General features: G+C 66.7%; 25 protein-coding genes and 1 tRNA gene. 19 read left to right on the top strand and 7 right to left on the bottom strand.

The annotated features are described in order from the left end of the window. Positions 1-24: 24 nt before the first annotated feature. The 3 genes from AC0IYU_RS00475 (at position 25) to AC0IYU_RS00465 (ending at position 1,158) form a co-directional block, all read left to right on the top strand. A tRNA-Ser gene (locus tag AC0IYU_RS00475) sits at positions 25-115 on the top strand. A 196-nt stretch (positions 116-311) separates the two neighbouring features. After that, positions 312-668: a hypothetical protein gene (locus AC0IYU_RS00470; protein ID WP_472111697.1), complete on the top strand. Its 357-nt coding sequence runs from the start codon at positions 312-314 to the stop codon at positions 666-668. A 100-nt stretch (positions 669-768) separates the two neighbouring features. Next, entirely contained in the window at positions 769-1,158 is a 390-nt protein-coding gene (locus AC0IYU_RS00465; RefSeq protein WP_435438302.1) for a response regulator, read from the top strand. Between the two features lie 67 nt (positions 1,159-1,225). Here AC0IYU_RS00465 and AC0IYU_RS00460 read toward each other — a convergent pair whose 3' ends face one another. The 4 genes from AC0IYU_RS00460 to AC0IYU_RS00445 form a co-directional block, all read right to left on the bottom strand. Continuing rightward, a complete protein-coding gene (locus AC0IYU_RS00460; RefSeq protein WP_472111694.1) occupies positions 1,226-2,434 on the bottom strand; it encodes a branched-chain amino acid ABC transporter substrate-binding protein in 1,209 nt (402 codons plus the stop codon). A 135-nt stretch (positions 2,435-2,569) separates the two neighbouring features. Continuing rightward, the gene (locus tag AC0IYU_RS00455) at positions 2,570-2,965 is read right to left on the bottom strand and encodes a hypothetical protein (RefSeq protein ID WP_435483766.1); all 396 of its coding nucleotides are present in this window, start codon (positions 2,963-2,965) and stop codon (positions 2,570-2,572) included. 1 nt (position 2,966) lies between these two features. Next, complete coding sequence (locus AC0IYU_RS00450) at positions 2,967-3,407, bottom strand: DNA polymerase III subunit chi (RefSeq protein ID WP_472111691.1); 441 nt, start codon at positions 3,405-3,407, stop codon at positions 2,967-2,969. Next, a complete protein-coding gene (locus AC0IYU_RS00445; RefSeq protein ID WP_472111688.1) occupies positions 3,404-4,918 on the bottom strand; it encodes a leucyl aminopeptidase in 1,515 nt (504 codons plus the stop codon). Before AC0IYU_RS00445 ends, AC0IYU_RS00450 begins: the two co-directional genes overlap by 4 nt. A 21-nt stretch (positions 4,919-4,939) precedes the next feature. On the opposite strand from AC0IYU_RS00445, the gene lptF reads away from it, so the two are divergent. The 6 genes from lptF to AC0IYU_RS00415 all read left to right on the top strand — a co-directional run bounded on the left by lptF (position 4,940) and on the right by AC0IYU_RS00415 (position 10,027). Next, positions 4,940-6,061 carry an LPS export ABC transporter permease LptF gene (gene lptF / locus AC0IYU_RS00440; protein ID WP_472111686.1) on the top strand — a complete coding sequence of 374 codons (1,122 nt, stop codon included), beginning with the start codon at positions 4,940-4,942 and terminating at the stop codon, positions 6,059-6,061. Further along, positions 6,058-7,170, top strand: coding sequence for an LPS export ABC transporter permease LptG (gene lptG, locus AC0IYU_RS00435; protein WP_472111684.1), 1,113 nt, complete (start codon positions 6,058-6,060; stop codon positions 7,168-7,170). The genes lptF and lptG overlap by 4 nt, the downstream gene beginning before the upstream one ends. After that, positions 7,167-7,550, top strand: a complete 384-nt coding sequence (locus tag AC0IYU_RS00430) for a sirohydrochlorin chelatase (protein ID WP_472111681.1) — start codon at positions 7,167-7,169, stop codon at positions 7,548-7,550. The genes lptG and AC0IYU_RS00430 overlap by 4 nt, the downstream gene beginning before the upstream one ends. 63 nt (positions 7,551-7,613) lie before the next feature. Continuing rightward, complete coding sequence (locus tag AC0IYU_RS00425; protein ID WP_435438294.1) at positions 7,614-8,555, top strand: CysB family HTH-type transcriptional regulator; 942 nt, start codon at positions 7,614-7,616, stop codon at positions 8,553-8,555. Continuing rightward, positions 8,552-9,724: a pyridoxal phosphate-dependent aminotransferase gene (locus AC0IYU_RS00420; protein ID WP_472111678.1), complete on the top strand. Its 1,173-nt coding sequence runs from the start codon at positions 8,552-8,554 to the stop codon at positions 9,722-9,724. The genes AC0IYU_RS00425 and AC0IYU_RS00420 overlap by 4 nt, the downstream gene beginning before the upstream one ends. A gap of 144 nt (positions 9,725-9,868) precedes the next feature. After that, positions 9,869-10,027, top strand: coding sequence for a DUF3309 family protein (locus tag AC0IYU_RS00415; protein ID WP_280806883.1), 159 nt, complete (start codon positions 9,869-9,871; stop codon positions 10,025-10,027). A gap of 69 nt (positions 10,028-10,096) precedes the next feature. On the opposite strand, the gene hrpA is transcribed toward AC0IYU_RS00415, so the two are convergent. Further along, positions 10,097-13,960 (bottom strand): ATP-dependent RNA helicase HrpA, encoded by a 3,864-nt coding sequence (gene hrpA / locus AC0IYU_RS00410; protein WP_472112706.1) that lies wholly within the window; start codon positions 13,958-13,960, stop codon positions 10,097-10,099. 227 nt (positions 13,961-14,187) lie between these two features. On the opposite strand from hrpA, the gene argA reads away from it, so the two are divergent. From argA to AC0IYU_RS00360, 10 genes are all read left to right on the top strand, one after another. Continuing rightward, the gene (gene argA, locus AC0IYU_RS00405; RefSeq protein WP_116907571.1) at positions 14,188-15,534 is read left to right on the top strand and encodes an amino-acid N-acetyltransferase; all 1,347 of its coding nucleotides are present in this window, start codon (positions 14,188-14,190) and stop codon (positions 15,532-15,534) included. 34 nt (positions 15,535-15,568) lie between these two features. Further along, positions 15,569-16,207: a LysE family translocator gene (locus AC0IYU_RS00400; protein ID WP_472111675.1), complete on the top strand. Its 639-nt coding sequence runs from the start codon at positions 15,569-15,571 to the stop codon at positions 16,205-16,207. Between the two features lie 134 nt (positions 16,208-16,341). Beyond that, the gene (locus AC0IYU_RS00395; RefSeq protein WP_472111673.1) at positions 16,342-17,355 is read left to right on the top strand and encodes a DUF3829 domain-containing protein; all 1,014 of its coding nucleotides are present in this window, start codon (positions 16,342-16,344) and stop codon (positions 17,353-17,355) included. Between the two features lie 52 nt (positions 17,356-17,407). Next, entirely contained in the window at positions 17,408-18,616 is a 1,209-nt protein-coding gene (dapC, locus tag AC0IYU_RS00390; RefSeq protein WP_472111671.1) for a succinyldiaminopimelate transaminase, read from the top strand. A 66-nt stretch (positions 18,617-18,682) separates the two neighbouring features. Continuing rightward, positions 18,683-19,507 carry a 2,3,4,5-tetrahydropyridine-2,6-dicarboxylate N-succinyltransferase gene (dapD, locus tag AC0IYU_RS00385; RefSeq protein WP_435438288.1) on the top strand — a complete coding sequence of 275 codons (825 nt, stop codon included), beginning with the start codon at positions 18,683-18,685 and terminating at the stop codon, positions 19,505-19,507. A gap of 64 nt (positions 19,508-19,571) precedes the next feature. After that, positions 19,572-20,723 carry a PilT/PilU family type 4a pilus ATPase gene (locus AC0IYU_RS00380; RefSeq protein ID WP_472111669.1) on the top strand — a complete coding sequence of 384 codons (1,152 nt, stop codon included), beginning with the start codon at positions 19,572-19,574 and terminating at the stop codon, positions 20,721-20,723. Between the two features lie 16 nt (positions 20,724-20,739). Next, positions 20,740-21,915, top strand: coding sequence for a succinyl-diaminopimelate desuccinylase (dapE, locus tag AC0IYU_RS00375; protein ID WP_472111667.1), 1,176 nt, complete (start codon positions 20,740-20,742; stop codon positions 21,913-21,915). Then, on the top strand, positions 21,912-22,793 hold the full coding sequence (gene prmB / locus AC0IYU_RS00370) for a 50S ribosomal protein L3 N(5)-glutamine methyltransferase (RefSeq protein ID WP_472111665.1): 882 nt from the start codon (positions 21,912-21,914) through the stop codon (positions 22,791-22,793). Before dapE ends, prmB begins: the two co-directional genes overlap by 4 nt. A gap of 173 nt (positions 22,794-22,966) precedes the next feature. Next, the gene (locus tag AC0IYU_RS00365; protein WP_435438284.1) at positions 22,967-24,946 is read left to right on the top strand and encodes an ABC-F family ATP-binding cassette domain-containing protein; all 1,980 of its coding nucleotides are present in this window, start codon (positions 22,967-22,969) and stop codon (positions 24,944-24,946) included. 19 nt (positions 24,947-24,965) lie between these two features. Next, positions 24,966-25,469 carry a hypothetical protein gene (locus AC0IYU_RS00360; protein WP_435438283.1) on the top strand — a complete coding sequence of 168 codons (504 nt, stop codon included), beginning with the start codon at positions 24,966-24,968 and terminating at the stop codon, positions 25,467-25,469. Here AC0IYU_RS00360 and AC0IYU_RS00355 read toward each other — a convergent pair. Both AC0IYU_RS00355 and AC0IYU_RS00350 read right to left on the bottom strand, forming a co-directional pair. Then, on the bottom strand, positions 25,420-25,653 hold the full coding sequence (locus tag AC0IYU_RS00355) for a hypothetical protein (RefSeq protein WP_472111664.1): 234 nt from the start codon (positions 25,651-25,653) through the stop codon (positions 25,420-25,422). The genes AC0IYU_RS00360 and AC0IYU_RS00355 overlap by 50 nt on opposite strands. Before the next feature lie 3 nt (positions 25,654-25,656). Beyond that, positions 25,657-25,887 (bottom strand): helix-turn-helix domain-containing protein, encoded by a 231-nt coding sequence (locus AC0IYU_RS00350; RefSeq protein ID WP_435438282.1) that lies wholly within the window; start codon positions 25,885-25,887, stop codon positions 25,657-25,659. Between the last annotated feature and the right edge of the window lie 40 nt (positions 25,888-25,927).

Raw genomic sequence — 25,927 nt, 5'->3', positions numbered from 1 at the left:
AGCCACGCTATAATTTGAGGCTCAGGAGCGGTGGATGAGCGGTTTAAGTCGCACGCCTGGAAAGCGTGTGAGGGTTAATAGCCCTCCGCGGGTTCGAATCCCGCCTGCTCCGCCAGAGATTGATTGTTCGTAACCGTTCGCGAACATGCAGACAGCACAAGAAGCCCAAGTCGCCACAAGCACTTGGGCTTTTTTGTCATCTGTTCTGCTGTGCAATGCGTTGCTTGGCAACAACTGGGCATCGTGCACCGGGCGTTTCGTCTGGCAGTACGATCCAAAGGTTTTACTTTCAAGCCTGCAAAGGAGCCTCGATGGCTGGACATTCCCAAACCTCGCCGCGTGGCACGACATCTCTGGACCACACCCTCAAAAAGACCGAGCAGGTGGCCGCCGACGTGCAGCGTGCCTCGGACAATCTGGCCGTCGTGAACACGGTGCTCGAACAGGAACTGCCCGAAGAGGTGCAGGTCGGCGAAGTGGCGCAGGCCATCGAACACACGAGCCAGCTGGAGGAAAAACTGGCCAAGTCCGCTGCGAAGCTTGCCGAGGTCAATGCCGCGTTGAGCGAGGAGATCGAAAAGCGCCTGGAAGCAACGGCCGAGCGTGACGAAAGCCTGGCACTGGCCGAAAAGCTCAAGGCAAAGCTCCGCGCCCAGAGCTCCAACTGACCCAGGCGGCGCAACCGGCTCCCTGCGTCCGTATCCTTTCTCCTACGCTGCGGCGGCGTCCGGCACGCTACGCTATTGGTTCTCACAGCGAAACCACGGCATGGCCCTCATCACGTTCCTCGTCGAGGACAACAAGACCATCAGGGATAACCTGGTCCCGGCACTCGAGGATCTGGTCAATGGCCATGTGGTCGGCTTCGCCGAAACCGAAACCGAAGCGCTGGCCTGGCTCGACACCCACCCCGACGACTGGCAACTGCTCATCGTCGACCTGTTCCTCAAGGAAGGCTCCGGCCTGGGCGTGCTGGCGGGCTGCACGACACGCAAGCCGACGCAGCGCGTCGTGGTGCTCAGCAACTACGTCACGGTAGACATTCGCGCGCGCTGTGCGGCGCTCGGTGCCGATGCGGTCTTCGACAAGTCGCGCGACCTCGACGCCTTCATCGAGTATTGCAACAACGACCGGCCCTCGGGCCTCGCCCCGCTCTGAACGGCTGCCGCGACAGGCATGAAAAAAGGGCCCGAAGGCCCTTTTCTTTTTTGGCGAAAGCCGCCGATCAGCGCACAACGGCAATCTGCGTGCGCACGCCACCCTTGTAGGTGTACAGCGTCAGCGCGCCGTTCTTGATGTCGCCCTTTTCGTCAAAGGCGATCGGGCCGGTCACGCCCTTGTACTGCACCTTGCCAACTTCAGGCAGGTACTTTTCGGGGTCGGACGAACCGGCCTTGACCATGGCTTCGGCCAGCACGTTGACCGCGTCGTACACGTAAGGTGCATAGATCTGCACTTCCACGCCGTTCTTGGTCTTGAACTTGGCCTTGAAGTCTTCCAGCGGCTGCTTGAAGTCGCCGTCGACACCGCCGGCTTCAGCGCACACCACCATGTCTTCGCCGATGGCATCGCCAGCCAGCTTCGGCAGTTCGCCGGTGCACAGGCCGTCGCCGCCCATGAACTTGACGTTCAGGCCGAGTTGCTTGACCTGCTTGAGCATCGGGCCGCCGACAGCGTCCATGCCGCCGAAGAACAGCACGTCGGGCTTGGTGGCCTTGAGCTTGGTCAGGATGGCGTTGAAGTCGGTCGACTTGTCGGTGGTGAACTCGTGGCCCACGATGGTGGCGCCAGCAGCCTTGGCTGCCTTTTCGAACTCTTCGGCAACGCCTTGGCCGTAAGCGGTACGGTCGTCGATCACGGCAATGTTCTTGCCCTTGAGCGTATCGACCGCGTACTTGCCCAGCGTGCCACCGAGTTGCGTGTCGTCAGCCACCACGCGGAACGTGGTCTTGAAGCCTTGACGCGTGTACTTCGGGTTCGTGGCCGAAGGCGAGATCTGCGGAATGCCAGCGTCGCTGTAGAGCTTGGAGGCGGGAATGGTCGTACCCGAGTTCAGGTGACCGACCACGCCGTTGACCTTCTCGTCCACGAGCTTCTGTGCCACTGCGGTGCCTTGCTTCGGGTCACCGGCATCGTCTTCTGCGACCAGTTCGAACTTGGCGGTCTTGTCGCCAATCTTGATGCCCTTGGCATTCAGGTCTTCGATCGCCATCTTGGCGCCCATTTCGTTGTCCTTGCCCAGGTGGGCAATAGGACCGCTGGTAGGTGCCACGTGACCGATCTTCACAAGCAGTGTTTCTCCGGCAGGTGCGGGCGCAGCTGCAGCCGGGGCCGCGGCGGCCGGCGCTGCAGCAGGTGCAGCCGCCTCTTCTTTCTTGCCGCAAGCCACGAGCGTGATTGCAGCCAGTGCGACCGCTGTCCATTTCAATTGCATGAGAACCTCCAGAACTTGGATAAAGAATAAAAAAACCGGTCGTGTGATCCGGGCGCGCAAACCTCGCAAGTTCCGCGCCGCAGGCCAGTGGCACCCTCACGCCGTTGCGACCTGCGGCGCAGTTTAGCTGAGGATTTATGCGCCGGAAGCTGGCGTAGACCCTGTGTTTTCCGAGAGTTCGGCGGCCATTGCCTCGATCACCAATGCACGCAAAACGGCCTCGATTTCATTGCGCAAACGCGGCACCATGGCATCGAGCTGATGCTGTATAGCTGCGGACACCGTGTCGCTCAGGCGCTCTTCCAGCGACAGGTCGACGCGCTGCAGTACGCGGTGCAGCAGCTGCTCTTCGAGGCTGACGATTTCAGCCTGCGTCAGTTGCGCCGCGGGCGGCAATGCCATGGCGCTTGCCGCGTCGGGAGGGGGTGCCAGCTCTGCCTGTGGCGCGGGGTTCGCGGGCTCCGCGGGAATCTCGAGCACCGTGGTCAGCGTGGGAACGAACCGGGGCGGCGTGCGCAGCGTGCTGGCCATGTCAGGAACTCCTTGCGAAGTCGTGCGGCTGAATGGTGTAGCCGCGGTCGGCATAGTGACGCCAGCGTGAACGGCCGACCTGGCGGTCGTGCGTCTCGTCGCTCACGATGTCGATCATGCGCTCGTAGCGCTCGAAGCCCGCAGGCACGTCGAGCCCAAGGTTCACCAGCATCTCGCGGTGCGGCAGCGACGCCGAGTCGGCGCCCTCCACGGACAGCACGACGGGCGAACGCGCCACCACATGGGCCGGCGCATCGCCGCGGCAGTGCGCCACGAAATCCACCGGCGAGAGCTGCCAGAGCGCGGCGTCCACCGCGTCGAGCGTATGCGCATCGCCCACCACCACCACGCGCAGGCCGCGCGCATTGACGGCCTTGCGAACCAGCCGGCAGGCGTAGTTCAGCTTGTCCGGCGCGTTGTAGTGAAAGCCGATTTCCGTCACGTTGCCGACCGGGCCTTTCGCGCCGGGGCCTTGACGGGCTTGACCGCCTTTGCCTTGCCCGGTACCTCGGTGCTGCCCACGCGGGTCGTCAGGTACGACACCAGCAGGCCCACCGGCCGGCCGGTCGAGCCCTTGGCCGTTCCGCTCTTCCAGGCCGTGCCGGCGATGTCCAGGTGCGCCCAGGCGAAGTCGCCGGCAAAACGCTGAAGGAACTTGGCCGCGGTGATGGCACCGCCGGCGCGTCCGGCAATGTTGGCCACGTCGGCGAAGTTGCTCTTCAGGCCTTCCGCATAGTCGTCGTCCAGCGGCAGGCGCCAGCAACGGTCTTGCGAGGCTTCGCCGGCCGCCTCCAGTGCGGCGGCCAGTGTGTCGTCGCTCGAGAACAGGCCGCTGCGCACGCCGCCCAGTGCGACCACGCAGGCGCCCGTGAGCGTGGCGATGTCGATGACGGCGGCGGGTTCGAAGCGCTTGGCATAGGTCAGCGCGTCGCACAGGACCAGGCGGCCCTCCGCGTCGGTGTTGAGCACCTCGATGGTCTGGCCGCTCATGCTGGTGACCACGTCGCCGGGCTTGAGCGCGCGGCCGTCGTTCATGTTCTCGCAGGAGGGAATGAGGCCGACGACGTTGATGGCGGGCTGGATGTCGCCGAGCGCGCGGAACGTGCCCAGCACGCTCGCGGCACCGCACATGTCGAACTTCATCTCGTCCATCTCGGCGGCCGGCTTGAGCGAGACGCCGCCGGTGTCGAAGGTGATGCCCTTGCCGACCAGCACCACGGGCGCCTGGTCCTTCGGCGCCCCGTGGTAGCGCAGCACGATGAAGCGCAGCGGTTCGGCCGACCCCTGGGCCACGGCGGCGAACGAGCCCATGCCGAGCTTCTCGACTTCCTTGGGCCCCAGCACTTCGCATTTGATGTTCGGCAGCTTGGCCAGGCCCTTGGCGGCCTCGCCCAGCAGCGTGGGCGTGGCATGGTTCGCGGGCCGGTTGCCCCATTCCTTGGCCAGCTCGATGCCGTTGACAACGGCGCGGGCGTCGTTGAAGGCTCTGGCCACGGCGGGCGAATCGGCCACGCCGAGGGTCATGTTGCGGATGGTGCGCGGCTCGGCCTTCGATTTGGTGGTCGTGTAGACGTAGCTGGCATCGGCCGCGGCGGTCACGGCGCAAGCCACGGCGGCACCGTCCGCGGGCTGAGCGAACACCACGACCACCCGCTTCGGTGCATGGGCCTTGGCGGCGCTGACCGCGGCAAGCACGCCGCTGCGGACCGCCGCAGGCTTGCCGTCGCCGATGGCGGCAAGCACCACACGGGAGGCCACGACATCTTCCGGCCGGTAGAGCGCCAGCAGCTTGCCGGCCTTGTCAGGCAGGTCGCCGGCCTTGCGGGCACTGGCGGCCAGCACGGAAAGCGGGTCCTTGGCGGTAAGGGGAGCGCTGCCGACGAGCACGATCAGGACATCGGATTTCTCGGCTGCAGCCTGGGCGACGGTGAGGGTCTTGAGTTGAAAGTCCATAATCCTTTTTTTCCTCGAACGATGTTATTCCATTCTTCCCTACGCAAGGAGCTGTCCCGCAGCTTCGGAGCAACCCTCGTGGTCCTGGTCACCATCGTGATGACCATGATGCTCATCCGTACCCTGGGGCTCGCCTCCAAGGGCAGTGTGAACCCGCAGGAAGTGTTCCTGGTCATGGCCTACACGGTGCTCGGCTACATGCCGACCATCCTGAGCCTGAGCCTGTTCATCGCCATCGTCGGCACCCTCTCGCGCATGTACCGCGACAGCGAAATGGTGATCTGGTTCTCCAGCGGGCGCGGGCTCATGGACTTCGTGAAGCCACTGTTCCGCTTTGCCTGGCCGGTGCTGATCCTGATCTCGGTGATGGCGCTGGTGGGCTGGCCCTGGGCCAATTCGCAGACCATCGGCATGCGCCAGCAGTACGAGCAGCGCAGCGACATCGAGCGCGTGTCGCCGGGCGAGTTCCGCGAGTCGGCAGGGCGCGTGCGGGTGTTCTTCATCGACAAGGACACACCGGACAACTCCAAGGCCACCAACGTCTTCATCTGGTCGATCGAGCGCAACCTGCAGATCACTACCTCGGCGCGCAGCGGCAGCATCGAAAACATCGGTAACTCTCGCTACCTGCTGCTCAACAACGGCCAGCGGCTGGAGCAGCCGATGGCCAACACCGGCCTGAAGATCAGCGAATTCAAGACCTACGGCACCCGTGCCGGCGGCGACAACGGCGCGGTGAACGACGCCACGCCGCCACGCGCCCGCACCACCCTGGCGCTGCTGGCCGACCCGGGCAACCCCAGCCGCGGTGAGCTGGCCTGGCGCATCGGCATGCTGCTGACCGCCGTCAACTTCGTGCTGCTGGCGCTGAACGTGTCCAGCGCCAACCCGCGCGTGGGGCGCAGCGGCAACCTGCTGCTGGCCCTGTTCGCCTTCGTCATCTACTACAACATGCTCAACATCGGGCAGAGCTGGATCAGCTCCGGTCGCTTCAGCATGGCCGGCTTCATGGTGATGCTGCATGGCAGCGTGCTGGTACTCAACCTCGCGTGGCTGAGCGTGCGCCAGAACAACTGGGGCCTGCGCACGCGGCGAATCCGCGCCCCCGCAGTGCTCACACCCAAGATCGAACCCACGACGTGAAAACGATAAGACGCCTGATCTACGTGGAGGTGCTGAAGTCCGTTGCGTTCGTGACGCTCGGCTTTCTGAGCCTCTTCTTCTTTTTCGACTTCGTCGACGAGCTGCAGTCCATCGGCAAGCCGGACAGCCTGAACTACGGGCCCGTGCAGGCGCTGATCTACGTGACCCTGCTGATACCGAGCCACCTGTACGAGCTGCTGCCGATCACCGTGCTGATCGGCTCCATCTTCGTCATGGCACGGCTCGCGCAGAGTTCGGAATACACCATTCTTCGTACCAGCGGCCTGGGCCCTTGGCGTGCGCTGCGCACCCTGCTGCTGCTGGGCATCGGCTTCGTCATCCTCACCTTTGCCGTCGGCGACTATGTCGCGCCCGCCTCCGAGCGCACGGCCCAGCTGCTCAAGGCCAAATACCAGGGCATCTATTCCCTGGCCGGCAACACCGGGGCCTGGCTCAAGGAAAAGCGCGGCAACGTGTCGTACGCGGTGAACGTCCTGTCCATCGACCGCAAGGGCGCGCTGAAGAGCCCGCGCATCTTCGAGTTCGACGCCAACGGCTACATCAGCAACCAGATCGTGGCGGGTTCGGCCGTCATCGGCGACGACGGGCACTGGATGCTTACCAACGTGGAAGAGCAGCAGTTCGACACGGGCACTTCAGCCAACCAGGCCCGCATCGTCAAGACCCAGAAGGCGCAGCTGAACTGGCCCACCTCGCTGACGGGCGAGATGGTGTCCGTCGCCCTGCTGCGCCCGGACCGCATGAGCACGATCGACCTGTTCGACTACATCCGCCACCTCGACGCCAACGGCCAGACCGCGCAACGCTACGAGATCGAGTTCTGGCGCAAGGTGTTCTACCCGCTCTCGTGCCTGGTGATGGTGGTGCTCGCCCTGCCCTTCGCCTACCTGCATTTCCGCCAGGCCGGCATCACGACCTACGTGTTCGGCGGCGTGATGATCGGCATCAGCTTCTTCCTGCTGAACAACGTGTTCGGCTACCTCGGCAACCTGAGCAACTGGTCACCCTGGCTCACCGCGGCGGCGCCGGGGATGATCTATTCGGTGATGTCGCTCACTGCCTTCAGCTGGCTGGTGTTGCGACGATGACGACCACCACACGCAGCCAGGCGCAGGGCATCGTCCTGCTGGCGCACGGTTCGCGCGACGAGCGCTGGCGCGAGCCGATCGAAGCCGTGGCCGCTCGCATCACCGGCCGTGCACCCGACGCGCTCGTGACCTGCGCCTACATGGAACTGGCGACGCCCGACCTTCCCACGGCGGCGGCGGCCCTGATCACCGCCGGTGCGCGCGCCATCCGCGTGGTCCCACTGTTCCTCGGCATGGGCAAGCATGCCCGCGAAGACCTGCCGCACCAGCTGGAAGCACTGCGCCAGACATGGCCCCACATCGACATCTCGCTCGCCCGCATCGTGGGCGAGGAGCCTGAACTGGTCGACCTGCTGGCCCGAATCGCCATCAAATCCTGAACATTCGGCCATTTCGATAGATTAAGAAGGCATAATGAATTCCGCAATAAGACGGAATTTGATATGAATCTGCATCAGTTCAAGTTTGTCCAGGAAGCCGTACGGCGCAACCTGAACCTCACCGAGGCGGCCAAGGCCCTCCACACCTCGCAGCCCGGTGTCTCCAAGGCCATCATCGAGCTCGAGGAAGAACTGGGCGTTGAAATCTTCGCGCGCCACGGCAAGCGCCTGAAGCGCGTGACCGAGCCAGGCCAGCACGTCATCGCCAGCATCGAGCTGATCATGCGCGAGGTGGGCAACCTCAAGCGCATCGGCGAGCAGTTCAGCGCCCAGGACAGCGGCACCCTCTCCATTGCCACCACGCACACCCAGGCGCGCTACGTGCTGCCGGTGCCCGTGGCGAACCTGCGCGAGGCGTACCCCAAGGTCAACGTGAGCCTGCATCAGGGCTCGCCCGACCAGGTGGCGCGCATGGTGATCGACGAAATCGCCGAGATCGGTATCGCCACCGAGTCGCTGGACGGCTACGCCGAACTCGTGACCCTGCCTTGCTATGAATGGCAGCACGTGCTGGTACTTCCCAAAGACCACCCGCTGGCCGCCAAGGAGCGCATTTCGCTCGACGACCTGGCGCTCGAGCCGATCATCACCTACCACCCGTCGTTCACCGGCCGCACGCGCATCGACCACGCCTTCGCGCAGAAGAAGTTGTCGCCGCGCATCGCGCTCGAAGCCATCGACTCCGACGTGATCAAGACCTATGTGCGCCTGGGCCTGGGTGTGGGCATCGTGGCCGAGATGGCCGTGCGAGACGAGTCGAACGCCGACCTCGTGGTGCGCCCCATGGGCCATGTGTTCGGCCAGAATATCGCGCGGGTCGCGTTCAAGCGCAGCGCCTATCTGCGCAACTTCGTCTTCAAGTTCGCCGAGCTGCTCTCCGACCGCCTCGACCGCAACCTGATCGCCAAGGCCCTGAGCGGCCACCAACAAGACTACGAGCTATGAGCACAGTTCACGCCCCGCGCACGCCGGCCATCGGCACCAAGCTGCCCTCTGTGGGCACCACCATCTTCACGGTCATGTCGACCCTGGCGGCCGAGAAGAACGCGGTCAACCTCGGCCAGGGCTTCCCGGATTTCAACTGCGATCCGAAGCTGCTCGAAGACGTCACGGCCGCCATGGCCGCGGGCCACAACCAGTACCCGCCGATGCCGGGCATTCCTGCATTGCGCGATGCCATCGCCGCCAAGATTTCCGCGCTCTACGGACACCGCTACAGCGCCGCCACCGAAATCACCGTGACCGCGGGCGCCACGCAGGCCATCATCACCGCCATCCTTGCCGTGGTGCGCGCGGGCGACGAGGTGATCGTGCTGGAGCCCTGCTACGACAGCTACGTGCCCAACATCGAGCTGGCCGGCGGCAGCGTGGTGCGCGTGCCGCTCACGCCGGGCACCTTCCGTCCTGATTTCGACAAGATCGCCGCCGCGCTCACGCCGCGCACGCGCGCCATCATCGTCAACACGCCGCACAACCCGAGCGCCACCGTCTGGACCGAGGCCGAGATGCGCAAGCTCGAAGAGTTGCTGGCCCCCACCGACGTGTTCGTGATCAGCGACGAGGTCTACGAGCACATGGTCTACGACGGCGCCCGCCACGAAAGCGTGGCGCGGTTCCCGGGCCTGGCGGCGCGCAGCTTCATCGTGAGCAGCTTCGGCAAGACCTACCACGTCACCGGCTGGAAGGTCGGTTTCGTGGCCGCGCCGGCGCCGCTGATGGCCGAGTTCCGCAAGGTGCACCAGTTCAACGTGTTCACCGTGAACACGCCGATGCAGCACGCGCTCGCGCAGTACATGGCGCAGCCCGAGCCCTACCTCGAGCTGCCGGCCTTCTACCAGCGCAAGCGCGACCTGTTCGCCGCCGGCCTGGCCGAGAAGACCCGCTTCAAGCTGCTGCGCAGCGAGGGCAGCTACTTCCAGTGCGTGGACATCTCGGGGGTCAGCGACCTGTCGGAAGCCGACTTCTGCCTCTGGCTCACGGGCGAGATCGGCGTGGCGGCCATTCCGCTGTCGGCTTTCTACGGCAACGGTTTCGACCAGCGCGTCGTGCGCTTCTGCTTCGCCAAGAAAGACGAAACGCTGCACGCGGCGCTGGAGCGGCTGGCACGCCTTTGACGCGAGCGCCGGCGGCACGCGGCTGGAACGCCGACGCCCTCGGTAGGACGTTCACTGACCACCGAAGGAGCGGCTATCCGGCGATCCGTTCGCCGGGGCGGGGCGAGCATCAAGGCTCATCACAACAACCGCCCTGGAGAAACCATGTCGCTCTCATTCATTCTGCTGATCGTCCTGATCCTGATACTGATCGGCGCGCTGCCGAGCTGGGGGTACAGCCGGTCCTGGGGCTACGGACCCAGTGGCGGCGTCGGCCTGATCGTCGTCATCGTCATCATCCTGGTGCTCATGGGCCGCATATAGTCCCGGCCGGTCACCCATGAAAAAGCCCGCTTTCGCGGGCTTTTTTTCGTTTGCGTGCGGGTGCGCGGCTCAGGCCTGCAGCTGCGCCCATGCCTTGTCCAGCCGCTTCACGCTCACCGGCTGCGGTGTGCGCAGCTCCTGCGCGAAGAAGCTCACGCGCAACTCCTCCAGCAGCCAGCGGAACTCGAGCATCCGGTCGTCCACCACGCCCTTGCGCTCGGCCACCAGGCGCCAGTAGCGCTGGTCCTGCGGCTTCAGCTCGGCCAGCTTGGCGGCGTCGCGCGCGGGGTCGGCGCGCAGCTTGTCGAGCCGCAGCACGATGGCCTTCAGGTAGCGCGCAAAGTGCTGCAGCTGCGACCACGGCGCATCGGCGATGAAGCGCTTGCCGACCAGGCGCTGCAGCTGCTGCGCGGCGTCCTGCACGGCGTCGGGCTGGATCCTGGTGTCCTTGATCTTGCGCGCGGCGGCGGCGTACTCCACCAGGATGGTCGACGCGAGCCGCGCCACCTCGTTGGCAATCAGCGTGAGCCGCCCTCGGCCCTCCTCCAGCCTCTTCTTGAAGGCGAACTCGTCGCTCGGCAGCGGCTCCTGCAGAAAGGCGCGGTCGATCGCCACGTCGATGATCTGCGTGCGCAGTTCCTCGGACGTGCCCAGCGGCATGTAGGCCACCGACATCTTCTGCAGGTCGGGGATGTTCTTCTCGAGGTACTTGAGCGCGTCCTTCAGTTGCAGCGCGAACAGCCGGCGCAGGCCGGCACGGTGCTTCGTGGCAGCCACGGCGGGCTCGTCGAACACCTCGATGGTCACCGCGTCGCCTTCGTCGCGCAGCGCCGGGAAGCCGATGAGCGACTGCGAACCGCGGCGCACTTCCATCAGTTCGGGCAGCTCGCCGAAGGTCCAGCCGGTGTAGCGCTGGCCGGCCGGCAGCGCGGTCGCTGCGAGTGCTTGCGCGTTCCTCGCGGGCTGCGCCGAAAGGTCGTCCGGCTCGGCCGCCTTCTTCTGCGGCGACGCCTTCACGTTCAGCCCCGCCAGTGCCTGGAAGGCGCCGCGCGCCTGCGCGCCCAACTCGGCCTTCAGCGCACCAAGATTGCGCCCCATGCCCAACTGGCGCCCATGCTCGTCGACCACGCGCAGGTTCATGAACAGGTGCGGCGGCAGCATGTCGAGCTTGAAGTCGGCGCGCTTCACGTCGATGCTGGTCATGTCGCGCACGCGCTTGAGCAGCACGTCGGTCAGAGAACCCGTGCCGAACAGCTCGGGCGCCGACAGTTCTTCCGCCAGCTTCGAGGCCGACTCCGGCAGCGGCACCAGCCGCGAACGCGGGCGCTGCGGCAGGCTCTTGAGCAGCGCCTGGATCTTGTCCTTGAGCATGCCCGTCACCAGCCACTCGCAGCGCTCTTCGTTGACCTGGTTGAGCACGAACAGCGGCACGCTCGCCGTGAGTCCGTCCTTGGCGTCGCCCGGCTCGTGCAGGTAGGTTGCGGCGCAGTCCACGCCGCCCAGGCGCAGCGTGGGCGGGAACGACTGCGTCGTAATGCCGGCCGCCTGGTGGCGCATCAGTTCGTCGCGCGTGAGGAACAGCAGGCGCGGCTGCTCCCTGGAGGCGTGGCGGTACCAGTTCTCGAACGTGATGCCGCTGGCCACATCGGCGGGCAACTGCGCGTCGTAGAAGGCGAAGATCAGCTCGTCGTCGACCAGCACGTCCTGCCGGCGCGCCTTGTGCTCCAGCCCTTCGACCTCGCGCACCAGCTTGCGGTTGGCCGTGAGAAACGGGAACTTGCTTTCCCATTGCCCGCCGACCAGCGCTTCGCGGATGAAGATCTCGCGCGCCGCAACCGGGTCGACCTTGGTGAAGTCGACACGGCGCCCGCTGTACACCACCAGGCCGTACAGCGTGGCGCGCTCCAGCGCAGAGACCTGCGCACCCTTCTTCTCCCAGTGCGGATCGAGCAACTGCTTCTTCAGCAGGTGCCCGGCCACCTGTTCCAGCCACTGCGGCTCGATGTTGGCGACGCCACGTCCGAAGAGCCGCGTGGTCTCGACCAGTTCGGCCGCCACGATCCAGCGGCCGGGCTTCTTCTTCAGGTGGGCGCCGGGGTGCTTGTAGAACTTGATGCCGCGCGCGCCGAGATAGGCCTCGTCGTCCTCGAGCTTCCAGCCGACGTTGCCCAGCAGGCCGGCCAGCATCGACAGGTGCAGCGGCTCGTAGCCCGCGGGCTCCGCGTTGATGCGCCACTTGTGCTCGGTCACCACCGTGAGCAGCTGCGAATGAATGTCGCGCCACTCCCGCACGCGGCGGATGTTGATGAAGTTCTGCCGCAGCAACTGCTCGTACTGCCGGTTGCTGAGCTTGTGCGTGTCGCCATGTCCGCCCCGCGCGTCGGCGATCCACTTCCACAGCCGCAGGTAGCCGCTGAACTCGCTTTTTTCGTCGTCGAACTTCGAATGCGCCTGGTCGGCCTGCTGCTGTGCCTCCATGGGGCGGTCGCGCACGTCCTGCACGCTCAGGGCCGACGCAATGACGAGCACTTCCTCGAGCGCACCGCGCGAGCGGGCTTCCAGGATCATTCGCCCGACGCGCGGATCGAGCGGCAGCCTGGCCAGCTCGCCGCCCATCGGCGTGAGCTCGTTGGCGTCGTCGACCGCGCCAAGCTCGTTCAGCAACTGGTAACCGTCGGCAATGGCGCGCGGCGACGGCGCTTCCAGGAACGGAAAGCGCGACACGTCGCCCAGGCGCAGCGACTTCATCCGCAGGATCACGCCCGCCAGCGACGACCGCAGGATTTCCGGATCGGTGAAGCGCGGGCGGCCTTCGAAGTCTTTCTGGTCGTACAGCCGGATGCAGATGCCGTCCGCCACGCGCCCGCAGCGCCCGGCGCGCTGGTTGGCCGCGGCCTGGCTGATGGGCTCGACCATCAGCTGCTCGACCTTGCTGCGGAAGCTGTAGCGCTTGACGCGCGCGGTGCCGGTGTCGATCACGTACCGCGTGCCCGGCACGGTGAGCGAGGTTTCGGCCACGTTGGTGGCCAGCACGATGCGCCGGCCGGTGTGGCTGTCGAAGATGCGGTCCTGCTCGGGGCCCGACAGCCGCGCGAACAGCGGCAGCACTTCGGCGTTTCGAAACAGCGGCTGGTTGCTCAGGTGGCGGCGCAGGTGGTCGGCCGCCTCCCGGATCTCGCGCTCGCCCGGCAGGAAGATCAGGATGTCGCCCGCGTTGTGCGGGTCGCGCCAGAGCTCGTCGACACCATCGGCAATGGCGTCGTTCAGGTCGTGCTCGCGCGACTCCTCGAACGGGCGGTAGCGCTGTTCGACCGGAAAGGTACGCCCCGACACGTAGATGATGGGCGCCGGAATCATTGGCCCCCACGCTCCGCGCTGCGCGTCGTCACTGCCCCCCGAGGGGGCCGCCCCCGCCTTGGCGCGGCCCGGCGGCGGGGCGGCCGACGCGAAATGCTGCGCAAAGCGGTCGGCGTCGATGGTGGCCGACGTGACGATCACCTTCAGGTCGGGCCGGCGCGGCAGGATCTCGCGCAGGTAGCCCAGCAGGAAGTCGATGTTCAGCGAGCGCTCGTGGGCCTCGTCGATGATGAGCGTGTCGTAGGCCTTCAGCAGCGGGTCGGTCTGCGTCTCGGCCAGCAGGATGCCGTCGGTCATCAGCTTGACCGAGGCGTCTCGGCTCAGGCGGTCCTGGAAGCGCACCTTGAAGCCGACCACGTCGCCCAGCGGCGTCTTCAGCTCCTCGGCAATGCGTTTGGCCACCGAGCTCGCGGCAATGCGGCGCGGCTGCGTATGGCCGATCAGGCGGCCCTTGCCCGGCTCGGCGTTCAGCTTGCCGCGGCCCAGGGCGAGCGCGATCTTCGGCAGCTGCGTGGTCTTGCCCGAGCCCGTTTCGCCGCAGACGATCACAACCTGGTGCGCCTGGATGGCGGCCATGATCTCGTCGCGCCGGCCCGAGACGGGGAGCGATTCGGGGAATTCGATGCGCAAGGGAGCGGAGGGGGTCGTGGTCGTCAAGGCAAGGCAGTCGTCGGGCTGGCGCGGCGGGCAAACCGTCGATTATCGGTGCCCGGGGCGTTCGGTGCAGAGGGGCGGCAACCGCCTGCGAAACCACGGGGCGCGAGTCAGGCAAACGACGTCTCATGAATGCACAATCACGCCCCATGTCCACCGTCTTCAATTTCACCTTCGTGCCGTGGTTCCGCTCGGTCGCGCCCTACATCCACACGCACCGCGGCAAGACTTTCGTGGTCGGCCTCGCGGGCGAGGCGATCGCGGCGGGCAAGCTGCAGAACATTGCGCAAGACCTGGCGCTGATCCAGAGCATGGGCGTGAAGATCGTGCTGGTGCACGGCTTCCGTCCGCAGGTCAACGAGCAGCTCGCGGCCAAGGGCCACGAGGCGCGCTACTCGCACGGCATCCGCATCACCGACGAGGTGGCGCTCGACTCCGCGCAGGAGGCCGCCGGCCAGCTGCGCTACGAGATCGAGGCGGCCTTCAGCCAGGGCCTGCCGAACACCCCGATGGCCGGCTCCACGGTGCGCGTGATTTCGGGCAACTTCATCACCGCACGCCCCGTGGGCGTGGTCGACGGGGTCGACTTCAAGCATTCGGGCCTGGTGCGCAAGGTCGATTCGGCGGGCATCCGCCGCACGCTCGACTTCGGCGCGATGGTGCTGATGTCGCCCTTCGGCTTCTCGCCCACCGGCGAGGCCTTCAACCTGACGATGGAAGAAGTGGCCACCAGCGTGGCCATCTCGATCCAGGCCGACAAGCTGATCTTCCTGACGGAGATCCCGGGCATCCGCATGGACAGCGAGCTGCCCGAGAGCGAAGACAACCCGATCGACACCGAGCTGCCGCTGGACGCCGCCGAGAAGCTGCTCGCCTCGCTGCCGCCGGCCCAGAAGCCGACCGACACGGCCTTCTACCTGCAGCACTGCGTGAAGGCCTGCAAGGCCGGCGTGGAGCGCAACCACATCCTGCCCTTTGCGCTCGACGGCTCGCTGCTGCTGGAGGTGTATGTGCACGACGGCGTCGGCACCATGGTGATCGACGAAAAGCTCGAAAGCCTGCGCGAAGCCTCGGTGGACGACATCGGCGGCATCCTGCAGCTGATCGAGCCCTTCGAGCGCGACGGCACGCTGGTCAAGCGCGACCGCACCGAGATCGAGCGCGACGTAGGCCACTACACGGTGATCGAGCACGACGGCGTGATCTTCGGCTGCGCGGCGCTCTACCCGTACCCCGAGGCCAAGACCGCCGAGATGGCCGCGCTGACCGTCTCGCCGCTGTCGCAGTCGCAGGGCGACGGCGAACGCATCCTCAAGCGCATCGAGCACCGCGCCAAGTCCATGGGACTGGAAAGCATCTTCGTGCTCACCACGCGCACCATGCACTGGTTCCTCAAGCGCGGCTTCCAGCAGGTCAACCCCGACTGGCTGCCCGAGGCGCGCAAGCGCAAGTACAACTGGGACCGCAAGAGCCAGGTGCTCGTCAAGAAGATCTGACGCGCCGCTGAAATCCACGAAGGAGACTGCCCCGATGACGCTCGCCACCGCCCTGCTCTTCGCGCTCGTGGCCTTCGCCGCCATCGCCACGCCCGGTCCCACCGTGCTGCTGGCGTTGAGCAACGGCTCGCGCCACGGCGTGCGGCGCGCGCTGCCGGGCATGCTGGGCGCGGTGCTGTCGGACTTCGTGCTGGTCGGGGCCGTCGCACTCGGCCTGGGCGCGCTGCTGGCGGCGTCGGAGTTCTGGTTCTCCATGCTCAAGTGGGTGGGCGCGGCATACCTGGCGTGGCTGGGGCTGCGCATGCTGCGCTCCAGGGGCGGACTGCAACTGCCGGTCGCGGATGCCGCCGCGTCGGTCGCCGCAGGCGAAAGCCGGCGCATCTTCTTCAAGTCCTTCCTGGTGGCGGTGACCAACCCCAAGGGCTACATCTTCTGCTCGGCGCTGCTGCCGCAGTTCATCGACCCGGCGGCCGCGCAGGCGCCGCAGTACCTGGCGATTGCGCTGATCTTCGCTGCGCTCGACATGGCGGTGATGCTGGCCTACGCCTTCGTCGGCGCACGCGCGATCCGGCTGCTGACCGTGTCGGCCACGCGCTGGATCGACCGCGCCTGCGGCGGCATGCTGCTGGCCCTGGCCGGCTCGCTGGCCTTCTACCGGCGCGGCGCGGCCTGAGCGCGCGCGCCCCCGCGGCCTGCGTCCGGCGGGCTGCACCTTGATGTTTCCCCGGGGCCTTGCTTGCTCTGATGATTTTTCGGCAAGCCGGAGACGGCTTGCCTGCGCGTTTCTTTAACGGAGGAAAAGTAAGAATGAAGTACTGGAAGATCCTGGGAGCCACGCTTGTCACCGCTTCGGCACTCCTCGCGGGGTGCGGCGATGCATCCGACAAGGCCCAAGCCTCGCAGACCTCGCAAGACAAGCCCGCGACGACGCAGGCCGCCAACGAACAGAAGCTGGTGGAGAAATACAACATCTACGTCGAGGTGTCGAACGACCTGAGCACCTCCTTCCAGCAGGCGCGAGAGGAATACATGGGGCAGCAGGTGCCGCTGCTGCAGGCCAAGGCGCCGCTGACCAGCATGCGCATCCAGAACGACATCTGGATCGACCGCTCGGCGAAGAAGCTGGACAGCGCCGCCGCCATCGATGCGCCGCTGCCCGAGATCGACGCGTCGGCCAAGGCGTTCTCTGCCGCGCTCAAGGTGCTGTCGCCCCTGAGCCGCGAGCTGAACAACTACGCAAACTCCAAGGGCTACCTCGCCGACAACGGCGACAAGGCCCGCCAGATGAACGCCGACTACCTGGCCGCGCTCACCACCGTGGCCCAAACGGAAGCTGCCTTCGACAACGCCCTGGGCGCGCGCGACCGGGCCCTGACCAAGGAGGCCTTCGAGAAGGCGCCCAAGGACACCGCCGCCTACTACCGTGCCGGGCTCATCTATCACGGCAAGCTCAACCACAACGACGCGAACGTGCTTTTCGAATCGCCCAACGACCCGAAGGCGCTGGCCGCCTTCGAGGCGTCGCTGGCGCTGGTGGCGGACTCGGCCGCGGGCTGGAGCAGGAAAATCGCCGAACAGTCGGCAGACAACAGCGCGGCCGCCAGGAGCTGCAGCGGCAGCATGCTGCATATCAACGAGTTCATCGGCCAGTCGCGCTCGATGGTCAAGGACATCAAGGCCGGCGTGTTCGCCCGCAAGGAAACCGGCGCGATGGCACGCATGCCGGCGTACATGCGCAGCTCCAGCATCGTGAGCTCCGCGAACCGCTACAACCAGAACTTTGCCAACATGATCGGCCAGTTCAACCATTCGCTGTGCTGAGGAAGAAGGCGGCGCGCCCCCGGACGCGGGGCCGTCGCCGATAATCCCGGGCATGAATCCCTTGCTTTCCAGGTTGCAGCCCTATCCCTTCGAGCGGCTGAAGCAACTGTTCGCGGGCGTCACGCCCAACCCCGAATTCGCCGCCATCAGCCTGGGCATCGGTGAACCCAAGCACGCCACGCCGGCCTTCATCAAGGAGGCGCTGAGCGCCAGCCTCGGCGCGCTGGCTGCGTACCCGGCCACCGCCGGCGACCTGAAACTGCGCACCGCCTTCACCGACTGGCTGCAGACCCGCTACAGCCTCGCGCTCGACCCGGCCACGCAGGTGCTGCCGGTCAACGGTTCTCGCGAGGCGCTGTTCTCGCTGGCGCAGACCGTGGTCGACCCCACCGCCTCACCCAAGCCGGTGGTGATCTCGCCCAACCCGTTCTATCAAATCTACGAAGGCGCAGCCCTGCTCTCGGGCGCCGAACCGTACTACGTGCCGAGCGTGGCCGCGCGCAATTTCGCGGTCGACTGGGACAGCGTGCCCGAGGCCGTCTGGGCCCGCACGCAGCTGGTGTTCGTCTGCTCTCCAGGCAACCCCACGGGCGCCGTGATGCCGCTGGACGAGTGGCAAAAGCTCTTTGCGCTGTCGGACCGCCACGGCTTCGTGATCGCGGCCGACGAGTGCTACAGCGAAATCTATTTCCGGGACGAGCCGCCGCTCAGCGGCCTGGAAGCCTCGGTGAAGCTGGGCCGGCCCGACTTCAGGAACCTGATCGCCCTGACCTCGCTGTCCAAGCGCAGCAACGTGCCCGGGCTGCGCAGCGGTTTCGTGGCGGGCGACGCCGCCCTGATCAAGAAATTCCTGCTCTACCGCACCTACCATGGCAGCGCCATGAGCGGCACCGTGGGCGCGGCCAGCATCGCGGCCTGGGGCGACGAAGCCCACGTGGTCGAGAACCGCGCCAAGTACCGCGCCAAGTTCGCGGCCGTCACGCCGCTGCTCGAACCGGTGCTCGACGTGCGCCTGCCCGACGCCAGTTTCTACCTCTGGGCCGGCGTGCCCGAAGTGTGGGCTGGGGACGACGAGGCCTTCGCCCGCGCGCTCTACGCTCAATACAATGTCACGGTTTTGCCGGGGAGCTATCTGGCGCGCGACACCGACCACAGCGCCAACCCCGGCCGGGGCCGCATCCGCATGGCGCTGGTGGCCGAAACCGCCGAGTGCGTCGAGGCCGCCGAACGCATCGTCCGGTTCGTCAAGGGCGCTCGCTGATCCCGCCGATCCTCCTGCCAGTCGAACCGCTCTCCCCGCACCCATTTTTCACCCGAGACTTTCTCCATGACCCAGCAACTGCAACAAATCATCGACGCCGCGTGGGACGACCGCGCCAACATCTCGCCCGCCGCCGCGTCCGCCGAAGTACGCGATGCCGTCGAGCACGTGATCACCGAGCTGAACAACGGCAAGCTGCGCGTGGCCACCCGTGAAAGCGTCGGCCAGTGGACGGTGCACCAGTGGATCAAGAAGGCCGTGCTGCTGTCGTTCCGCCTGAAGGACAACGAGCAGATCCAGGCCGGCTCGCTGGGCTTCTACGACAAGGTGCCGACCAAGTTCTCGCACCTGTCGGCCGCCGAGCTGAAGGAATCGGGCGTGCGCATCGTGCCGCCGGCCGTGGCCCGCCGCGGCAGCTACATCGCCAAGGGCGCGATCCTGATGCCCTCGTACGTCAACATCGGCGCCTACGTGGGCGAAGGCACCATGGTCGACACCTGGGCCACCGTGGGTTCGTGCGCACAGATCGGTGCCAACGTGCACCTGTCGGGCGGCGTCGGCATCGGCGGCGTGCTCGAGCCGCTGCAGGCCGGCCCCACCATCATCGAGGACAACTGCTTCATCGGCGCGCGCTCGGAAGTGGTCGAAGGCGTGGTGGTCGAGGAGAACTCGGTGCTGTCGATGGGCGTGTTCATCGGCCAGAGCACCCCCATCTACGACCGTGCCACCGACACCGTGCTGTACGGCCGCGTGCCCGCGGGCTCGGTCGTGGTGGCCGGCAGCCTGCCCAAGCCCGGCGGCAAGTACAACACTTACGCAGCCATCATCATGAAGAAGGTCGACGCCAAGACGCGCTCGACCACGTCGCTGAACGACCTGCTGCGCGACTGATCGCCCCTTTTCCGAGCGATCGCTTTTCCCCTTAGAGAACAACAGCACCCGAGGAGAGAGACCGATGAACATGATGGAGCGGATTCTTCGTTTGATGGCCGAGCGCAAGGCCTCCGACATCTACCTCTCGGCTCACTCCCCGGTGCTGATCCGCATCAACGGCAACTGCGTGCCCATCAACGCGCAGGTGCTGCCGGCCACGGCGCCGCTGGCGCTGCTGTCCGAAGTGGTGCCCGCCGAACGCATCCAGGAACTGGAGCGCACGGGCGAACTGAACATGGCCGTGGCGCTCGAAGGCGCCGGCAACTACCGCGTGAGCGCCATGCGCCAGCGCGGCAGCTACGCTGTGGTGGTGCGCCACATCAGCGCCGTCATCCCGGGCTTTGCCGACCTGAACCTGCCCGACATCCTGAAGACGCTCATCATGGAGAAGCGCGGGCTGATCCTGATGGTGGGCGCCACCGGCGCCGGCAAGACCACCACGCTGGCCTCGATGCTGGACTACCGCAACGAGCACGCCAGCGGCCACATCCTCACGGTCGAGGAGCCGATCGAGTTCACCTTCACCAACAAGAAATCGGTGGTGAACCAGCGCGACGTGGGCAGCGACACCGAGTCGATGCACGTCGCATTGAAGAACGCGCTGCGCCAGGCGCCCGACGTGATCCAGATCGGCGAAATCCGCGACCGCGAGACCATGTCCGCCGCCATTGCCTACGCGCAGTCCGGTCACCTGTGCGTGGCCACGCTGCATGCCAACAACAGCTACCGCGCGCTGAACCGCATCCTGAGCTTCTATCCCGTCGAGGTGCGCGCCACGCTGCTGGGCGACCTGGGCGGCGCGCTGCGCGCGGTCGTGTCGCAGCGCCTGCTGCGCACGCCGGCCGGCGCCCGCGTCCCCGCATTCGAGGTTCTGCTCAATACCGCGCTGGTGGCCGAGCTGATCGAAAAGGGCGACTTCTCCGCCGTCAAGGAGGCCATGGAAAAGTCGATGGCCGAAGGCTCGCAGACCTTCGAGGAAGACATTGCCCGCCTCATCATCGAGGAGCGCGTGAGCCGCGAAGAGGGCCTGGCCCAGGCCGACTCGCCCACCAACCTCATGTGGCGCCTGCAGAACCGCGCAGCGCCCAAGCAGCAGCAGGTCGAAGACCGCGCGCTGACCGACCAGCTCGACGAACCCACCTTTACCGACATCACGCTGGACGTGAAGTTCTGAACCAAGCCTTTTCCCGATGTCCCGTACGCTCCAGCTCGCCGAACAACTCATCTCGCGCCCTTCCGTCACACCGGACGATGCGGGCTGCCAACAGATCCTCGGCGAACGGCTGGCGGCACTGGGCTTCACGCTGGAAACCATCGAGAGCGGCCCGGCCGACTTTCGCGTGACCAACCTGTGGGCGGTGCGCCGTCCACGGAACGCCGCGACCACAAAAACGCTCGTGTTCGCCGGCCACACCGACGTGGTGCCCACCGGCCCCGTCGAGCAATGGACCAGCCACCCCTTCACGCCCACGCACCGCGACGGCAAGCTGTACGGCCGCGGCGCCTGCGACATGAAGACCTCGGTGGCCGCCTTCGTGGTGTCCATCGAGGAGTTTCTGCAGGCCGTGCCCGAGCCGCGGCTCACGCTCGCCCTGCTGCTCACCAGCGACGAGGAAGGCCCCGGCGTCGATGGCACCGTGGTCGTGTGCAACGCGCTGGCCGCGCGCGGCGAGGTCATCGACTATTGCATCGTCGGCGAGCCCACGGCGGTGGAGCGCTGCGGCGACATGATCAAGAACGGCCGCCGCGGCACCATGAGCGGCAAGCTCACGGTCAAGGGCGTGCAGGGCCACATCGCCTATCCGCACCTGGCGAAGAACCCGGTGCATTCGGTGGCGCCCGCGCTGGCCGAACTGGTGGCGCTCAACACGGCCGGCGGCTGGGACGCGGGCAACGCCTACTTCCAGCCGACCAGCTGGCAGATCAGCAATTTCCACTCGGGCACGGGCGCCAGCAACGTGATTCCGGGCAGCGCGGTGATCGACTTCAACTTCCGCTTCTCGACCGAGTCGACGCCCGAGTCGCTGCAGCAGCGCGTGCACGCCGTGCTCGACGCGCACCAGGTCGACTACACGCTGGCCTGGACCATCGGCGGCCTGCCCTTCCTGACCACGCCGGGCGAGCTGGTCACGGCCGTGCAAGGCGCCATCCGCGCCGAAACCGGCATCGAGACCGAACTGTCGACCAGCGGCGGCACCAGCGACGCACGCTTCATCGCCAAGATCTGCAAGCAGGTGGTCGAGCTGGGCCCGGTGAACGCGAGCATCCACAAGATCGACGAGCACATCGACGTGGCCGAGATCGAGACGCTGAAGAACATCTACGTGCGCACGCTGAAGCAGCTGGACGCGGCGCTCACCGCATGAGCACCGTCATCTCGCTCATCGAGGCCGGCGCCCAGCGGCTTGAGGAAGCCGGCGTGGCCTTCGGCCATGGCACCGCCAATGCCTTCGACGAAGCCGCCTGGCTGGTGCTGTGGCGCCTGAAGCTGCCGCTGGACGACATCGACGCCGTGGCCGACACGCCGGTGTCGCCGGCCGATGCGGCCAGGGTCGCCGCGCTGTTCGACGAACGCATTGCCACCCGCAAGCCCGCCGCCTACCTCACCAAAGAGGCCTGGCTGCAGGGCGTGCCCTTCTACGTGGACGAGCGCGCCATCGTGCCGCGCAGCTTCATTGCCGAGCTGATCGCCGACGGCAGCATCGACTACTGGCTCGGCCCGCACACGCAGCGCGTGCTCGACCTGTGCACCGGCAATGGCAGCCTGGCCGTGATTGCGGCGCTGACCTACCCCGATGTGACGGTCGCTGCCGCCGACCTGTCGGTCGACGCGCTCGAAGTGGCCGCCATCAACGTCACCCGCCACCAGCTGGACGCGCGCGTCACGCTGATCGAATCCGACGGTTTGCACAACGTGCCCGGCCGGTACGACCTGGTGCTGTGCAACCCGCCCTACGTGAACAGCCAGAGCATGGCCGCCCTGCCCGCCGAGTACCGCGCCGAGCCCGAACTGGCGCTGGCCGGCGGCACCGATGGCATGGACTTCGTGCGCCGGCTGTTCGCCGACGCGCCCGCGCGCATGAGCGAACATGCCGTGCTGGTGCTGGAGATCGGCAACGAGCGCGACCATTTCGAGGCGGCTTTTCCGCAGCTCGAAGTCGTGTGGCTGGAAACCTCGGCCGGCGAGGACCAGGTCTTGCTTGTGACCCGCGACGCCGTGGTGGCCGGCGCCGGCACGCGTTAGCGGCGCCAGCCCCAAGCCCCGTTCGTTGCCCTCTCGCGGCCAGCAGGCGCGATCCCCCCGCCGCGGCCCTTGGCCGCAGCCCCCAGTTTCCGGGCGATGTCCCCCGCGCCTTTGTCCCTTTTCGCCAGGCCGAAAAGGCCGGGCGGGATAATCGCCCCTACGGTTCCTCTTTCATGATCACTCTCAAAAACGTCATTCTTCGCCGCAGCGCCAAGAAACTCCTCGACGGCGCCACCGTCAACCTCAACCCCGGCGAAAAGGTCGGACTCGTGGGGCGCAACGGTGCCGGCAAGTCGTCGCTGTTCGCGCTGTTCAACGGCTCGCTGCACGAAGACGGCGGCGACTTCTATGTGCCCAAGCAGTGGCGCATGGCCCAGGTGGCGCAGGACATGCCCGAAACCGACGAGTCGGCCACCGAGTTCGTCGTGGGCGGCGACACCCGCCTGACCGAGCTGCGCGCCACGCTGGCCGCCATCGAGGCCGCCTACGCGGAGAACCCCGACGACGCCGACATCGGCATGGAACTGGCCCACGCCTACACCGACCTGGCCGATGCCGGCGAGCACGACGCCGTGCCGCGCGCACAGGCGCTGATCCTCGGGCTGGGCTTCAAGTCGAACGAGCTCGACGGCGCCGTCAACAGCTTCTCGGGCGGCTGGCGCATGCGCCTGCAGCTGGCCCGCGCGCTGATGTGCCCGAGCGACCTGCTGCTGCTCGACGAACCCACCAACCACTTGGACCTGGACGCACTGGTCTGGCTCGAAGCCTGGCTGCAGAAGTACGCCGGCACCATGATCGTCATCAGCCACGACCGCGAGTTTCTCGACGCCGTGACCGACGTCACCCTGCACATCGCCAACGCCCAGCTCACGCGCTACGGCGGCAACTACAGCGCCTTCGAGACCCTGCGCGCCGAGCAGATGGCGCTGCAGCAGACCGCCTTCAGCAAGCAGCAGGACAAGATCGCCCACCTGCAGAAGTTCATCGACCGCTTCAAGGCCAAGGCCAGCAAGGCCAAGCAGGCGCAAAGCCGCGTGAAGGCGCTGGAGCGCATGGAGAAGGTGGCGCCGCTGCTGGCGGAGGCCGACTTCACCTTCGAGTTCAAGGAGCCGGGCAACATTCCCAACCCGATGCTGTCGATCAGCAACGCGAGCTTCGGCTACGAAGTGGAAGACGCCGCGCCCAAGACCATCCTGCGCGGCGTCAGCCGCTCGGTGCTGGCGGGCCAGCGCATCGGCATCCTGGGCGCCAACGGCCAGGGCAAGTCGACGCTGGTGAAGACCATCGCGCGCGAAATGGGCGCGCTGGCCGGCGAAGTCACCGAAGGCAAGGGCCTGAACATCGGCTACTTCGCCCAGCAGGAACTCGACGTGCTGCGCCCGCAGGACAACCCGCTCGAGCACATGGTGCGCATGGCGCGCGAACTCGGCAGCGCCGTGAAGGAAGCCACCGGCGAGCAGGCGCTGCGCGGCTACCTGGGCAGCTTCAACTTCAGCGGCGACATGGTCAAGCAGCCCGTGGGCACCATGAGCGGCGGCGAAAAAGCCCGCCTCGTGCTCGCGATGATGGTGTGGCAGCGCCCCAACCTGCTGCTGCTGGACGAGCCCACCAACCACCTGGACCTCGCCACCCGCGAGGCCCTGGCCGTGGCGCTCAACGAGTTCGAAGGCACGCTGATGCTGGTGAGCCACGACCGTGCGCTGCTGCGCTCGGTGTGCGACGAGTTCTGGCTCGTCGGCCGCGGCGTCGTGGCCGACTTCGACGGCGACCTGGACGACTACCAGCGCTACCTGCTCGACGAAGCCAAGCGCATGCGTGAAGAGGCCAAGGTCGCGACGCGCGAGGCGATCAGCACCGCAGCCGCGGCAGCCGCCGCGCCCGCCGTGCCGCAGCAGCGCAAGCAGGACGCCCAGGAGCGCCAGCAGCGCAGCGAGCAGGCCAAGCCGATCAAGCGAGAAATCGCCCAGATCGATGAACGCATGGCAGCCGCAAGCACCGAGCGCGCCGCGCTCGAGGCCCGCATGAGCCAGCCGCTGCCTTCCGCCGAGATTGCCGATGCGGGCAAGCGGCTGAAGGCCCTCAACGACGAAATCGGCCGCCTCGAAGAGCGCTGGCTGGCCCTGTCGGACCAGCTCGAAGCGCTCGCGGCCTGAACCTGACAAGGGGCACCGGATGCCGTCTGCCATCGAACTCGCCGGCGGCGATGAAAAGCTCATCGCCGCCGTGCTGCGCAGCCGCCGCCTGATCGGGCGCAAGGCCCTGATGGCGGCCGCGGCCAGCGCCGTGCCGCTGCCCGGCATCGACTGGGCGGCCGATGCGGCACTGCTGTCGCGGCTGGTGCCGCAGATCAGTGCCGAGTTCGGGCTCTCGGTCACCCAGGTCGAAAAGCTCGCGCCGCACCAGCGCGAGCGCATCCAGAAGGCGGCCACCACGGTGGGCGCGCTGCTGGTCGGACGGCTGGTCACGCGCGACCTGCTGATCCGCCTGGCCAAGCACGCGGGCGTGCGCCTCACGGCCAAGCAGGCGACCAAGTACGTGCCCATTGCGGGGCAGCTGGTGTCGGCCGCGCTGGGCTATGCGGCCTTGCGCGCGCTGGGCGAGCAGCACATCAAGGACTGCGTGCGCGTCAGCGCCACGCTCGCCCTCGCGCCGCCCGAACCGCACGCGAGCGCCTGAGCGCCTCGCGGTCGAACAGCACCTGCGCCGCCCACGCGGCCCCGGCCAGCCCGAAGCAGCTGCCCCCGGCCCAGGCCGTGCGCCCCATCGCCAGCCCGTAGATCAGCCCCGCAAGGGACAGCAGCGCCACCACTGCGCACAGTGCACGGTCGAGCCACAGGCCCGACGACCGAGGGCCATGCACGCCTCAGTCATGGGGCGGTGGAACATCGAAGGCGCTCGACGGGCGCGCCGCCTCTTCCTTCAGCTGCTGCTCGTAGGCGGCCAGCAACGCCAGGTAGTGGCGCGACATCACGTCGTTCACCCGCCCCAGGCCGATCTTGCTGACCGTCGGTTGTGGAATTCCAGTTTTCTGCTGGATCTGCATCTGCGTCAGCCCCATGGCTCTCAACGCCTTGACCAACTCGCGTGGCTTCATGGACGTCCTCCCTTTTTTTAATATTCTAGAGTCTCCATAG

The sequence above is a fragment of the Variovorax sp. AC103 genome (assembly GCF_979254005.1).
Note: the sequence above shows the minus strand (reverse complement) of the source record. Positions and strands in the feature narration are given on the sequence as shown.